The sequence below is a fragment of the Enterobacter sp. JMULE2 genome, assembly GCF_013337145.1.
Lineage (GTDB): Bacteria > Pseudomonadota > Gammaproteobacteria > Enterobacterales > Enterobacteriaceae > Enterobacter > Enterobacter mori.
This window is the reverse complement of sequence record NZ_SGWD01000014.1, coordinates 103,192-116,804: the sequence shown is the minus strand read 5'-3', so window position 1 is coordinate 116,804 and position 13,613 is coordinate 103,192. Positions and strand designations below refer to the sequence as shown.

The 13,613-nt window shown below is 55.7% G+C and carries 12 protein-coding genes; 3 read left to right on the top strand and 9 right to left on the bottom strand.

Translation table 11 applies throughout. From position 1 onward, the window contains the following. Positions 1-24: 24 nt before the first annotated feature. Together EXW94_RS15830 and EXW94_RS15825 are read right to left on the bottom strand one after the other, a co-directional pair. Positions 25-996 (bottom strand): hypothetical protein, encoded by a 972-nt coding sequence (locus tag EXW94_RS15830; RefSeq protein WP_174340503.1) that lies wholly within the window; start codon positions 994-996, stop codon positions 25-27. Positions 997-1,299: 303 nt separating this feature from the next. After that, positions 1,300-2,331, bottom strand: a complete 1,032-nt coding sequence (locus EXW94_RS15825) for an IS630 family transposase (RefSeq protein WP_174339222.1) — start codon at positions 2,329-2,331, stop codon at positions 1,300-1,302. 454 nt (positions 2,332-2,785) lie between these two features. Between EXW94_RS15825 and EXW94_RS28570 the strand changes: the two genes are divergently transcribed. Continuing rightward, positions 2,786-2,977 carry a type II toxin-antitoxin system HigB family toxin gene (locus EXW94_RS28570; RefSeq protein WP_073000837.1) on the top strand — a complete coding sequence of 64 codons (192 nt, stop codon included), beginning with the start codon at positions 2,786-2,788 and terminating at the stop codon, positions 2,975-2,977. After that, positions 2,974-3,393 (top strand): type II toxin-antitoxin system HigA family antitoxin, encoded by a 420-nt coding sequence (locus EXW94_RS15815; RefSeq protein WP_174340502.1) that lies wholly within the window; start codon positions 2,974-2,976, stop codon positions 3,391-3,393. The genes EXW94_RS28570 and EXW94_RS15815 overlap by 4 nt, the downstream gene beginning before the upstream one ends. A gap of 69 nt (positions 3,394-3,462) precedes the next feature. On the opposite strand, the gene EXW94_RS15810 is transcribed toward EXW94_RS15815, so the two are convergent. The 7 genes from EXW94_RS15810 to EXW94_RS15780 form a co-directional block, all read right to left on the bottom strand. Beyond that, positions 3,463-3,840, bottom strand: coding sequence for a hypothetical protein (locus EXW94_RS15810; protein WP_174340501.1), 378 nt, complete (start codon positions 3,838-3,840; stop codon positions 3,463-3,465). Between the two features lie 256 nt (positions 3,841-4,096). Next, positions 4,097-4,642, bottom strand: coding sequence for an SMI1/KNR4 family protein (locus EXW94_RS15805; protein WP_174340500.1), 546 nt, complete (start codon positions 4,640-4,642; stop codon positions 4,097-4,099). Further along, positions 4,636-8,853, bottom strand: coding sequence for an RHS repeat-associated core domain-containing protein (locus EXW94_RS15800; protein WP_254797849.1), 4,218 nt, complete (start codon positions 8,851-8,853; stop codon positions 4,636-4,638). Before EXW94_RS15800 ends, EXW94_RS15805 begins: the two co-directional genes overlap by 7 nt. 17 nt (positions 8,854-8,870) lie before the next feature. After that, entirely contained in the window at positions 8,871-9,308 is a 438-nt protein-coding gene (locus tag EXW94_RS15795) for a DcrB-related protein (protein ID WP_174340499.1), read from the bottom strand. A gap of 72 nt (positions 9,309-9,380) precedes the next feature. Next, on the bottom strand, positions 9,381-10,244 hold the full coding sequence (locus EXW94_RS15790; protein ID WP_174340498.1) for an HlyD family secretion protein: 864 nt from the start codon (positions 10,242-10,244) through the stop codon (positions 9,381-9,383). Beyond that, the gene (locus EXW94_RS15785) at positions 10,241-10,456 is read right to left on the bottom strand and encodes a DUF1656 domain-containing protein (RefSeq protein WP_120159082.1); all 216 of its coding nucleotides are present in this window, start codon (positions 10,454-10,456) and stop codon (positions 10,241-10,243) included. The genes EXW94_RS15790 and EXW94_RS15785 overlap by 4 nt, the downstream gene beginning before the upstream one ends. Next, a complete protein-coding gene (locus tag EXW94_RS15780) occupies positions 10,449-12,410 on the bottom strand; it encodes an FUSC family protein (protein WP_174340497.1) in 1,962 nt (653 codons plus the stop codon). The genes EXW94_RS15785 and EXW94_RS15780 overlap by 8 nt, the downstream gene beginning before the upstream one ends. 76 nt (positions 12,411-12,486) lie before the next feature. Between EXW94_RS15780 and EXW94_RS15775 the strand changes: the two genes are divergently transcribed. After that, positions 12,487-13,281: a helix-turn-helix domain-containing protein gene (locus EXW94_RS15775; RefSeq protein WP_174340496.1), complete on the top strand. Its 795-nt coding sequence runs from the start codon at positions 12,487-12,489 to the stop codon at positions 13,279-13,281. The last annotated feature ends 332 nt before the right edge of the window (positions 13,282-13,613 follow it).

The window sequence follows — 13,613 nt, the reverse complement described above, 5'->3', positions numbered from 1 at the left end:
AACCAGTCCGCCAACATGCGATTGTTAGACATTAGGTTCATCATTAGGAAAATCAACGCCTGAAATGAAAATTTTGGCAGATTCCTTGTCGACTGATATAAAATCAGCTTTGTTACTTAACCCCCCTAAATCTCCATTTCTACCTCCTTTAATTTGACCGTGAGGGGTATTAAAAGTGATAGCTTCCCCTATAGAGTAACCATACCTATCTAGCTTAGAGTCGTATAATCCGTCTGAACCTTTTGGATATTGTTTAAATCTGACTGTGTTATAGTTTGGCTGCAACAAACTTACGAAGGCTTTCTCGGCATCTGCAATAATTTTTTTGTGATCGTAGCCAAAGTCCAGATCTATATCACTATCAGGGCCGAACGTAGTGATAAATAAAGGCTCTGGGCGGAATAGGAAAAGAAAAATCTCATCAGTAACCCTAGCTCCAGGATAGCGCTGTGGCTCATTAGAAAGTATTTCTTGACGCGCATGATGTCCTTTAGCTATTAGACGACTATAACTATCTCCTTTTTTTGCTATTCCGACATAAAGTAGATCATAGACCAAAACATCTGCATAATTATCTAAACCTGATATGCCTTCTTCTCCTCTAGATCGATACCATAGAATATTTTCTGGTGTAAATCTAGCCAATAAGAATTTTTCGCCATCTTTTTTGTAGAAAAACTCTATTGCCCCTCCCCCGCAACCAACACCAAAGTCATTACCCTCAAAATCAATAACTGGCTTCAACTTATATATATGAATGACCCCGCTGCTTTTATGAACATCGCCTACAAAAACATCAAAGAAAATTTGGCTATTGTCTTCATTGGCACGAATATTAGAAAATTTTGACTTGGCTTTTCCACCAATCATGTAGAAATCGCTTTGCTTCATATATTCGGCAAAAGGTTCGTCTTTAAACCAAACTGCTTCTTGATTAGAGATGGGAGGAATAACCAACTCTAAAAATGTTATCTTTGCTCGATTTGTTCCGCTCACTGCTACCTCTATAATTTTCGGGAAAGTTAATTGTCAGCCTAACAGTTGTATATGTACTGGCCCGCTTTCTCTGGTTTAATCAGATGACACGTCGTGTGGTAACTTGCTGGTGAAATGTAGTTATTTAAAATTAATTACTGCTAACTGCAACCAAAATGTGTTGAAAAAGTAATGTCTATATCTGACCTAAAATTTCTAGTTTGCTACAAGCTAATCACCTAAATTATAGTTATTTTTCTTAATCAGCAACAAATAAATATACCTGATAATTTGCTCAAAGCTAAATAGCTGCGCCTAATACCGCTACACTTTTTCCAGTCCATGCTGTCCTCCCGGGAAGGGACTGACGGTTTCCATAAAATGACGAACCTTTTTCAGTAGCTGCCACATTGAACGGCACTGATGATTACGCGTTATCGTGTCATGCAGCGCCTGCCATAACCGCTCAACATGGTTTACCCACGGTGAGTAAACTGGCTGATAAATCACTCTGAACTTCGGGTTCCCTTTCAGCCACCGCTGTGTTTCATGGCTTTTATGGATAATGTAGTTATCCACGATGAGCGTGATGGTTTTTGCCCGTCGATATGTGCCTTTCAGGTGCTTCAGCAGGCTGATGAAGAGTGCCGAACTCTTGCTGTTTCCACCCACATAGCTGACTTTGCCCGTGCCGCTGTGCAGCGCTCCGGCCAGATAGTATTTTTCATTCTGCCCCGGCGTTATCACGCGTTTCTGTTGTCCACGCAACTGCCAGTCTGCACCGATTTTGGGATTAAGGTGGATATCCACTTCATCCTCATAAAAGACCGGGTGTTCTGCGCTGCATTCGTCCAGTGCTTTATGGATTGCCGCCATCTTTTCGTCCTTATGCGGATCGCGGATACGCAACGTTGGCGCAGCCCTGCGCCATACCAGTCCGGCAGAGGGCAACCAGCGACGCACAGTGCCTGCATGCAACTGACACCCGGTTATCTCATTGATTTTTATTGTCAGTAATTCGGTGCTCCAGCGTGAACGTTGATAACCAAAATCGCCGGGAGAGTGCTTTATCAGTTCACGTAACAAGGTGCAAATATGCTCAAAAGGCCAGCGTCGGGAGCGTCCTGCCGGTAAGGATTTGAGGCCTTCCACACCCGATAACGTGAACCAGTTAATCCAGCGCCCAACAGATGAACGGGCGCAACAGAGCGTTCTGGCAACGCAACTAACACTGTTACCCCGGTGCAGCATCAGCATAGCGGTGAGTCTGCGGGCATAATTTTTATCGCGTGTTTTATGGATAGCTTTTTGCATCAGGCGGCGTTCGTCGCGGGGTATTGGTGCTATGATCGGCATCGCTCAGTCCGGTTGGTGATTTGTTTTGATTTGGCGATTGATCAGATCGCACAATTCGGGCTGAGTTCCCTTTAAGTGATCTACTATTCGGCGCAGCTATTTAGCTTTTTATGATTAAAGCAAAAAATGCTGTGTATTTATCCAGGAGTGCAACGAACATCCGCTCCTGGCACAAAGCGGACATTTCTTTCACGGTCACCTCATTCAGTGTTCACACTCATTAAATGAACGACGTCATCACGAGTATATGAAAACTGCATTCCATCAAAGTTTCCACATTGTCAACCCGCCAACCATCACCTATAATGCTTCCAGTCTGGAAACAAGGGGCAAAGATGCACGTAGTCTCAACAGCACCTTTCGACGCGGCCACCTGACAATTTCCTAATCAAGCACGCCCTTGGACGATCTCTAACGGGTACTAAAAAAGAAACACTATCCATCACCAGACGACATGCGAAAGCGCTTTCCCAGCCTGGATCGAATGAAATACCGGGAAAAATGGTGGGTCATTGATGTAGGTGGCGGGCATTTAAGAGTGATGTTTTTTGCTGATTTTGAGCGGGGAAAGATCTTTATCAAACACATCAGTACTCACGCAGAGTATGACAAGCTCACGGACCTCTACCGGAGAACGAAAGAATGAACTATGCGGCAGCCATCAAAGCGGCAAACGATCTGACAAGCGAGCTTCCTTTCCTGGGTTCAAGACCGTCGCGTCAGGATTACGAGGATGCTCTGGGATTGGTGGAATATCTGATTGAGCATGACCCCGATAGCCCGCTGGTAGAGATGCTCACTACGAAGATCGATAAATACGAAAACGAGTCTCCGGAGTGTGCAGAATTTAACGCGCGTGTAGCCAGCATTCCGTCAGGCGTTGCGTTATTGCGAACGCTGATGGATCAGTACCAACTCACACAGAGCGATTTTGAGAATGAGATAGGCAAGAAATCTCTGGTGAGTCGAATCCTCAATGGACAGCGCACGTTAACGCTGGATCATATGCGCGCGCTGGCGAAGCGTTTTGGCGTGCCGGTAAGTGCATTTGTGGGGAATTGATTAGGATGATATTTTCCTATATTAAGAATAAGTGACGCAGCCAAGCTGGCCATGTCGCGGCTAAAACTCCTATGGTAATTGTAGAGGCACGTCACTGCCTTCAAACACTCCCCTCAAACACTTTCCAAGCGATTTAGAGTCTTTTGCTGCAGGAATGACCACATGATATTCCCTGATACCAATCATTTTTACGGCATCTTCATTAAGCACGATCACAAGTTTGTCTTCAGTGAGCTGAACAGAACGAATAGAGTCTGTTAACTCATATTTCGTTGACTCACTCTGGAATCCAATGCATTCGTTAACGGGTAATTCATCTTCATCGAATCGTCCGATAATGATAAAATTTTTTGGATCATGACTGTCATCCCCTATTCCGATGGTGAATACATCATTTTCTTCATAGCAGTTAATACACGCTGCGATAAGATTTTTAACATTACTCATCAGTTGTCCTTATCTTGAATCGTTTTGCTCCTGACAGATTTTATCGGAAGTCTGGCGTTCATTAAGATGGCTAGTATCCTAAGAGTAACCGAAGATAGTACCCGCACCAATCTTTTATAGATTGCTATTTTTAAAAGGCAAAGTATATATTACCGGCATAGCGAAGCGGCTGTTGCTGCTGTGATATGCTGCACCAGCTACACCCACCTTACAGCAATAGATGGGCTTCGCCAGGATCACCGCAAGTACACTTTTATTAAAAATCAAGATCGACTTTAACTACCCCTGATGCATCTATTTTATCATCCTGAGCAGTAAGCATATCAACAAACTCATCGAAGGAGTTTGCTATTTTCGTCAGCCCGGAGGTCACTACTGAATGATTGAATATTGGATCAGACTCGTGATCCCAAAACCAAATCTCTCCCGACATACCTCCCTTGAGGCAAAGACAGATTTGATTATCACCAGACGAGGCTCCTATCGGTAACCATTGATCGCGAAAATCATTCCGGTATGTATCAGCCATTTCAAAGACAGTATATTCTTTACCCGATTCTGCAAGGCCGTACAAAGACTCAAGCGTATCGTTTCCTTGCTCATCAGACCACGGAGATGGTTGTAACGCCTTGAAAACAATATTTACATCAAAAAGAACAGAAACGCCAAAATGAAGTAAATAGGCACGATAACTTTCAGGAATTGGCCCTATTGATGTTTCTAATGTATTTAAACTCTTTTTCAGCTCATCTAATGGTAATGATGTCGGTTTCGCTCCAAAGTGCTCTAATTTTTTCAACATTTTCCTTTCCTCCTCATATCTGATGCGGAGCCAATATGTGGCACATTGCCATGAAGATCTCTTGGGACAAGAATTATAGTATTCGCACTCAGATGATGTGGAGTAAGCATTTTTTCCCTTAACAAATTCTGAGCCGCTTTCTGCGTAATGCCTTTTTTCTCTGCAATGGCACTATATACTTTTGAAAAATCTTTATCCGTCCCATTCAGCACACCATCTTCGAAAGTAAGTGTACCTTTTGACCACGCAGAAAAATCAGGCCTTCCTTCACTGAAAGGTATAGGCTGGTTCGATGTAACTGCATTAACTTTGTCATTATATGAATACCAGTTACTTTCTCCTGGTATACCGTCCCAATGGCCATTATTTCTTGGGAGCCTGACACCTGCTAACCCCCACGGATCAATCCACCCCAACGGATTTGGCGCATACTGATAAAGGTTCCACCCACCATTCAACCCAATCGGATCCTGCACAATAAACCGCCCGACCTGCGGGTCGTAGTAGCGGAACAGGTTATAGTGCAGCCCCGTTTCCCCATCAGCGTACTGCCCGGCATAGCGAAGCGGCTGGTGCGCCATCGCCGAGCGATTCACAAGCCGTGAGAACCCTTCGCTCTGGTGGCGTACCTCGCCAAAGCTGCCGTACTGGCCGCTCCAGCGCACCGCGCCGCGCTCGTCGGTCACTTCCAGCGGCGCGCCGTTCAGGTCGGTGTTGAACCAGTAAATCTCACCGCTGCTCTGGTCACGAAGGTGATCCACCCGCGCCAGCGGGCTCCAGGCTTCATTCGGGTCGTATACATAGGTGCTGCACAGCCCGCTCTCCTGCTGCTCCTGCAGCAGGCGGTAGCCCTGCCACAGGAAGCGGGTGTTGGTAGTGCCGTGCGTCGTGGTGACGATTTTGCGCGTGCGGCGGCCCAGCACGTCGTAGTGATAGCGCGCCTCAAACCGTCCTTCCGGCCCGGTTCCCCGGGCTGACACCAGACGGTTCTCGGCGTCATACGCATAATGCTGCTCATACAGCCCGTTGCGGCGGCTGACCAGGTTGCCCCAGTGGTCGTATTTCATAAACAGCGCCTGCCAGTGCTGCAGGCGGTTATCCGTAACCGGTACAGGATCGTCATTGGCGGCGAGGTTATCCGCGGCGTCGTAGCTGAACTGCGCGCGGCTGTGCCCCTGGCGGGCCTCGTAGTGCTTCAGCAGGCGCCCTTCGGCGTCGTAGCCGTAATCCACCTTACCGCGCAGGGTGTCGCTGACGCCGGAAAGCTCGCCGCGCGCGGTGTAGCGGTACAGGCGTTCCAGTAGCGCCTGCTCCGGCAGGGTCACGTCCGTGCTCAATTCGCTGCGCTGCAGAGTGCGTCTGCCGAGGCTGTCATACTGACGGATCTGCTCGCGCGCGCCCTGGGTGCGGCGCACCTCGCGGTGCAGGCGGTCGCGGGTAAATTCGGTCACCAGCTGCTGCCCGAAGCGGATGGCGCTGACGTGGCCGGAGCCGTAGTGCAGCCAGGCCAGCTTTTGCTCGCCGGGCAGCGTCAGGCCGGTCAGGTTGCTCAGGGCATCCCATTCGTAGCCCACCGCGCCGTTAATACCGGACTCGCTCAGCACGCGCCCGGCGGCATCGTGGCGGTAAGCGATCTCATCGCTTTCGATACCCAGGGCAACGCCTTCGGCGGTTGGCGTGCGACGAATGCGGGTAATCTGGCCGCTCAGGTCGCGGAAGTAGCGGTACTCCGCGTGGCGCTGAGTGCGCCCGATCAGCAGCCCGCTGTCGTCATAGCTGAACTGCTGGACGCGACGGGCGATGCCGCCGTCGGCGGCAGGCCGGCCGTTTTCTTCGAGCGCGCAGAGGAACCCTCGCGCGTCCCATTCCATATGGCGCACGGTCTCGTCCGGGCGCGTTTCGCTGAGCGGGCGGCCCACGGCGTCGTAGGTGAAGCGGTATTCCGCGCCGTTGCCGTTATCGAGTCGCAGCAGGTTACCCCGCGGGTCGTAGCGCCACTGGCGCACGCGGCCAATACGGTCGGTAAGGCTGACCGGGAGGCCGAGCGCGTTATAGGCCCAGCTCACCTCGCTTTCCAGCGGGTCGCGCCAGCCCGTGAGCTGGCCGCGTTCGTTCCACACCAGCGACTCGCGGCTGCCGTCCGGATGGATCACGACGCTCAGCAGCCCGGCACGGCTCCACTCCCGCCGCGTGATATTCCCTTCCGCATCCTCGCTGGCAATCAGTTGCCCGAAGCGATCGTAGGTGAAACGGGTGACGCTGCCGGAGCAGTCGGTGCGCTGCGTCAGCAGCCCCTGGTGGTTCCAGACCAGGCGCACCACGCCGCCGATGGCGTCGGTGATGCTCTCCGGCAGGTTTTCTTCATCATCGGGATAGCGATACGCGGTGGTGCTACCGGCCGGATCCGTTTCCGACAGCAGGCGACCGCGAAGGTCATACATGGCCTGCGCAGAGGTGCCGTCCGGGTACACCGTGCGGGTGATGCGGTCGGTCAGGCGATGCCAGTGATACTCCGTGCGGCGGCCCGCCGGGTCCGTCTCGCTGGTCATGCGGCCATATTTGTCCCACGTGCTGCGGCGCATTGCGCCGCCCGGCAGAATGACGTCGCAGAGCTCGCCGTCGCGGTAAACAAACGTCGTCTGGCGGCCGTCGTAATCCGTGAAGCGCGCGACGTTGTCGTCGTCATCCACCAGCCAGTGCGCCTGCGCGCCGTCTTCGCGGGTCGCGCGGCGGGTGCCGTTATCAAAATCGTATTCGAACGTCAGCTGTTCGCCGCCGCTATGGCGGAAGCCGACCACGCGCGGCAGGCCGTCAATCTCCCGCCAGCGGTATTCGCTCAGCAGGCCGTTGGCGTCCTCGTGGGCGCTCATCAGCCCGTCCTGCCAGCTGAAGCGTCGGCGCACGCTACCGCCCCGGCCGGTCACGGAGACCAGCTGGCGCTGTTCATCATAAGCGTAACTGACCATGCAGATCTCGTCATCCAGCCAGACGCCGACGAGCCTGTCACGGTCGTAGCGGCAGACCACGCGCTGGCCCGCGCTGTCGGTCAGGGCATGCAGGGTATTATCCGCATTCCACTCGAAGAGGATATCGTTGCCGCAGGGTTCAGAGATGCGCTGGAGCAGCGACGGGGCATCATCCTTAAGCGGCGCATAGTGCCAGCGCTCGCCGCTAACGTCATACACCGACCAGCTGTCGTCCTGATGATGTTCAAGCCAGTTTTTTTCGCTTTCGCAGTAGGTGCGCAGCCCTTTCGGGACCTTCGGGAAGGCGACGTAATCGCCGGACGGCGCGCGCCACACCAGGCCGTCCTGATACGTCTCCAGGCGGCTTTCCCAGAACAGGCTCCAGCCGCGGCCCAGCACGCTGTCGCCGGGGTTGCCGCTGCGCCAGTAGCGCTGCCAGCGCACCGGCAGACGGGAAGGCATGACGAAGTCCAGCTCATCATCCCCGCTGAGAAACTTCTGTCCGCTGACGATATCCACCGGGCGGGCGATGATCCCCGCGGCCGCCACGCCGGTCATCAGCGTCCCGGCGCGACAGGCGATACGGGCCAGCTTGTTGATACCGGGGATTTTGCCCAGCAGCTTAGAGAGCGCCCCGACTTTGCCAGCGGCACCGCCCCACCCGCCGAGCAGGCCGGCGAACAGCAGGGTCAGATCGGAGACCTTGTAGAGCCACTCGGGCACTTCAGACTGAATGGGCAGGGTTTGCTGCGGGTCGCCGCCGATAATGACGTTGTCCGAGCCGGTCATCACCTTCGCGTCGCAGGTGGTGCGATCCCCGATGCGGGACGCAGGCTGGCTGTTAATGGAGACGCGCTTAGAGCCTTCGGCCATCTGCTGCGAGCCGTCGTCAGAACAGTCGACGGTGCTATCGGTGGCAAGCGCGGCGGGTTTACCGTTGATAAACACGTTGGGCGAGCCGGAGGTGATGACGCCTTTCTTCGTCATGCTGGATGCCCCGGCGTCCGCGATGCTGTCCCGGGCGGCGGTTGCCAGCTCCCCGGTGTAATACCCCACGGCGAGGCTGGCGCCGACGAGCAGGACGCCCACGCCAAGGCAGGAAGCGCCGAGACCCGCAATAAACATGGCCCCCGCCAGAATGCCCCCGGCGGCGGCAATCAGGCCACCGACAATCGTTCCGGCAATCATCCCGGCCAGCGCACCGGAGTGGCCGATATCATCACCAACGCGTGCTGCTTCAAACATAACAACGGTCCCTGAAGTTAATGGTGGAAGCGGAAGCTCCTGAGAAGATCGCCAAACAGCGCGCCGTCGGCATCGCCCAGCGCGCGGGTGCAGGTCATGGTGAACACCAGAATGTTATCGCCGTCGACGTTAAACACGGCCTGCTGCTGCCAGATGCGTTTCCCGTCGCGCAGGTAGCTGGCATGGACGGTTTCACCCTGTGAAAGGCCGTCGCCCAGCGTAGTGGCGCTGCGCTCACCCTGCTTCCAGCCCTTGATGTGCTTTGCCATCAGGGCGAGCTGGCGATCGATATACGCGGCAAGCGCTTCGCCGGGATTGAGGGCATCGCGGGAGATGTTGAACGCCGGCGCATCCGCCGCGGACGGCGCGAATACGTTGACGGTACGATCCTGATAACCCTCAGGAACGTTGATCAGTCCTTCACTGAACAGGCACTGCGAATGTTGTTCTGACATTGAGCGGGTCCCACCACATATTTTCAGAAGCGGTAAGTTTCGCATATGTGTTTAAGGCTGACTATCCCCAGATTATTGCCCCACCGCCACGCTCGCCGACAGCCCCGCCACCAGCTCAATCCCCTGCGGCAGCGTGTCGATATGAATGCGCACCGGCACGCGCTGCGCCAGCCGCACCCAGCTGAAGGTAGGCTCGACGTCGGGCAGACCCAGCCCGCCCGTCTCATCATTGCTGTCCCCAACCCCATGCCCAATGCTCTCCACGTGACCCGTGATGACAGGCTCATACCCCATCAGCACAACCTGCGCGGCATCCCCGACGTGAATATGGCGCAGCCTGGTCTCCTCAAAGTATCCCACCACCCAGAAACTGTGGGCATCGACGATGGCAACCTTTGTCTCCCCCGCCGTCGCGTAGTCTCCGGGGCGAAGCCGCAGGTGCGTGACGTACCCCGAAACCGGCGCACGGACGGTGGCGTGCGCCAGATTAAGCTCTGCCAGATCCAGCGCGGCCAGCGCACCGTGATAGTTGGCCGCCGCGACGTTCGCCGCGCTGCCGGTTTGCTGCAAATCTTCGCTGGAGATGGCGTTTTTAATCAGCGTGCGGCGATGGGCCGCATCCTGGCGCATCAGCATTTCATGGCGTTTCGACTCGACGTCCGCCTGCGCGCTGGCCACCGCCAGCCTTAGCCAGCGCGGATCGATGGTGTAGAGCACATCGCCCCGGTTCACCCACTGATTATCCCGCACGGCCACGCTGATGATCGGCCCGGAGACGTCCGGCGCAATCTGCACCACGTCCGCCCGCACGCGGCCGTCGCGGGTCCACGGCGTTTGCGCATAGTGTTTCCACATCATAAACGCCAGAAGCGTGGCAGCTGCGGCCGCGCTTAACGTCAGCGCATAGCGAGCCAGTAAAGAGAGCAGTGATTTCATGACAATAACCCCAACGCGGTCAGGCCCTGCATCAGCAGGAAAAAGGTGACAATCCAGGTGGAAACGTCCAGCAGCGGGCGAAACGGCAGGTGCCGGTAGAGCCTGCTGAGAGAGAAAAGCGCCACGAGGCTCAGCGTGCAGACCAGCGCGGCAAGGGCGACCGTCAGCAGCCCGGGGATAAAAACACCGCCGATATTGAGATCGTTAACCATGGTCTGGCCCCCGTAATGCACAGTGCAGATCCACCAGCCTGAAGACAAACTGGCGCGTATGTTCATCTGCCGCAGGCAGATGGCGCGCGATAAGTGTTGCGATGCGTTCGCGTGAGGCGTGGCGGTCTGCGGCGTTTATCTGATGAAAAAGCGCGTCAACCTCCCTGCCGGGCGGTGTGTCACCACGGCGTAAATGCATGACCGAAAGCCCCAGACGCAGCGCGTGCAGCAGCCGGTCAAGCGCCTGCTCTGGCGCATGTTCACTCCGCTGCAAACGCGGCAGCAACAGGGCGGTGCGGTCCATCATCAGGTTGATCCAGTGCGTTTCATCCACCCGCAGCGTGCCCTTCACACTGCGGCGAATGTCGCGCTGGCAGATGCTCAGCAGACGCGCAATGGCGGCGTCCGCCTGCACGGTTTGCAACAGGCTCATGCTGATGACGGCAAAGCCGGTCGCGGCAAAGAGCGCAATGGCGGTGTTGGCCGCAACGGCGAAGTCTCCGCTGTAGCGCGCACCCAGCTCGCACAGAATGGGCAGCGTCAGGGTGATCCCCATCGCCATAAACGTGGTAGGCGGGCGCGCCTGAAGCGACCCGGCCAGCAGATACGCCGGGGCAAGCACCGCCACCAGCACCGGGAAATCGCTCACCTGCGGCAGCAGCGCAAAGCTGTAGAGCAGGCTTATCAGCACGCCCCAGAACGAGCCAACGATGTACTTCACAATGTGCGGTGCCGGGGTGTCGAAGCTGCCAAACAGCGTGCAGCAGACCCCCAGTATTGACACCGCCGTTGCGCCATCCGGCCACGCAGAGAAGATCCATACCAGGCAGCCGCTCAGGATAATGGCGAAAGCCCCCAGCGCCGTGCGGGCTGCGGTAAGGGGATCCCGGTGGAACACGTAGCCTTTTGCCGCACGGGTTTGTTTCTCCCCGAAGACAGGCTTCGCGTGGCGGATGGCCCCGGAAAGGCGCTCGCACTGCTGCAGAAGAGCGATGGCCTCCGAGAGGTAGCGGATAAAACTGACCCGCAGCGCGTCGTCAAACGTCTGCGCCTGCGCGGCATACCGCGCGATGAGCTTCGCGCTGCGGTGCCGCAGCGCCTCGCCGCCGCGGCTGTCGCTTTCAGCGGCGAGCCAGGCCCGAACGTTCTCCAGCAGCGTCTGCACGTCGGCGGGCAGGGTTCCTATCATGGGCAGGCGATCGTGTAATTCACAGTTGACAATAACGAGCCGCGCCAGCCGGTCGTGAATGGCGTTTCTGGCCTGCCGCACCGGGGCTGAGAGGGCAAAATCGTACGGAATATGGTGGCTGATGCCCTGCAGGAACTGCAGCGCCAGGGCCAGATGCAGCGGGCCGGAAGCCGCGTCGGGTTTGCCCGCTAAGGTATCCGCCACCCGCCCGCGCGCGGCCCGTAGCGTCTGGGATAGCTTAGCGTTGAACTGGCCCGATACCCGCGCGGGCAGCACGTAGCGGTGGATCAGCGCCGCGCAGAGAATCCCAATAGCGATCTCCTGCACGCGGACAATAGCGACGTTGAAGATGCCGCCGGGATCGGACACCGCCGGAAAGCCAATCAGGCTCGCGGTGTAGCCCGCCAGCACGAAGGCGTACGCCCGGGGCGTGCGTTCCAGCAGGGAGAGCCACAGGCAGAACGCGATCCAACCCGTCAGTACAACGCTGCACAGGATCGGCGTATTCGCGAAGGTGGGGATAATCAGAACGGTCGCGCAGGCCCCGACAACCGTACCGGCCAGCCGGTAGAGGCTTCTGCTCAGCGATGCCCCGACCGACGTCTGCGACACGATGTAAACCGTAATAATGGCCCACGAAGGACGTTCAAGGCCGATCGACAGCGCGAGGTAATAAGCCAGCATCGCCGCGGCAAAACTCTTCGCGGCGTAGATCAGCGCCCCTGCGTCGTTTCGCAGCGCGGGATGAGAGAAAATGTTTTTCATGCCGGGATTATTACCGGCTTGCAGACCCGCTTAAATACTCTATTCTGTCAAAAAATACCTAAAAGTTGCCAGAATCGTGAAGCCTCAACATGCTCATACGCTGTATGACCCTGACTCTAGCGCCTCTCCTGCCGTGGCGCGTCATCTGGACTTCGTGGATTACGCCGCGGAAGTGCCGGTACACACCCACCGCAAGGGGCAGCTGATTATTGCCCGCTACGGCGCGGTCAGCTGTTATGCGGAAAACGATATCTGGATCGTGCCGCCGGACTGCGCCGTCTGGATCCCAGGCGGGATCCCGCACAGCGCGAAAGCGACCTGGAACGCGCACCTGAACTATCTGTTTATTGAGCCCGGCGCGGCGGCGCTGCCGGAGAAGTGTTGCACGCTGGCGATCTCGCCGTTGATTAAGGAGCTGGTCGATCGACTGACGCATGAGGGCGTTGATTATTCCCTCGACGGCCACGTCGCCAGGCTGACCAAAGTCACGCTGGACGAGCTCGCCAGCATGCCCCAGCAGAAGCTGAGCCTGCCGGTCTCAGCCGACCCGAAAATTCGCGCCATGGCCGACGCGCTGGTTAGCCGCCCTGAGGACAGAAGCACCCTGAAAGACTGGGCGAAACGGCTCGCCCTCAGCGAGCGCTCGTTTGCCCGCCTGATGCAGCGCGAAACGGGGCTAAGCTTCGGGCGATGGCGCCAGCAGCTGCATTTGATTATTGCCCTGCGGGAGCTGGCAAGCGGCGTGCCCGTCCAGAACGTGGCGACAACGCTCGGGTACGAATCGGTGAATGCGTTTATCACCATGTTCAGAAAAGCGATGGGCAGCACGCCCGCCCACTACTTTGCCGAACGGAAAAACAGCGGCCGTTAGCCCGGCGGGGTACGATCTGAGCCAGGATTCCTTCGCGCATATTGCGGCATTTAAACGCAGGAAAAGGATTTCTGCTCTCCCGCTTTAACCCTTTTCAAACCTGTCGCTACTTGCTGGCGGGTATTCTGACGAGCTATCAGGAGCTATTAATTAACTCATAAATCGTCAAATTCATGTAGCGCTAATAACAGATCCACTATTTATTACACTTGCAATCATTTATTCACTTAATCAAATTTTAAGTTAAACCACGATATTAATCATTAACCCTTTATCCAGATCCAAACTGTAAGATCCCATCATTTCTTAATTTTCATCAACGAAACCGCAGA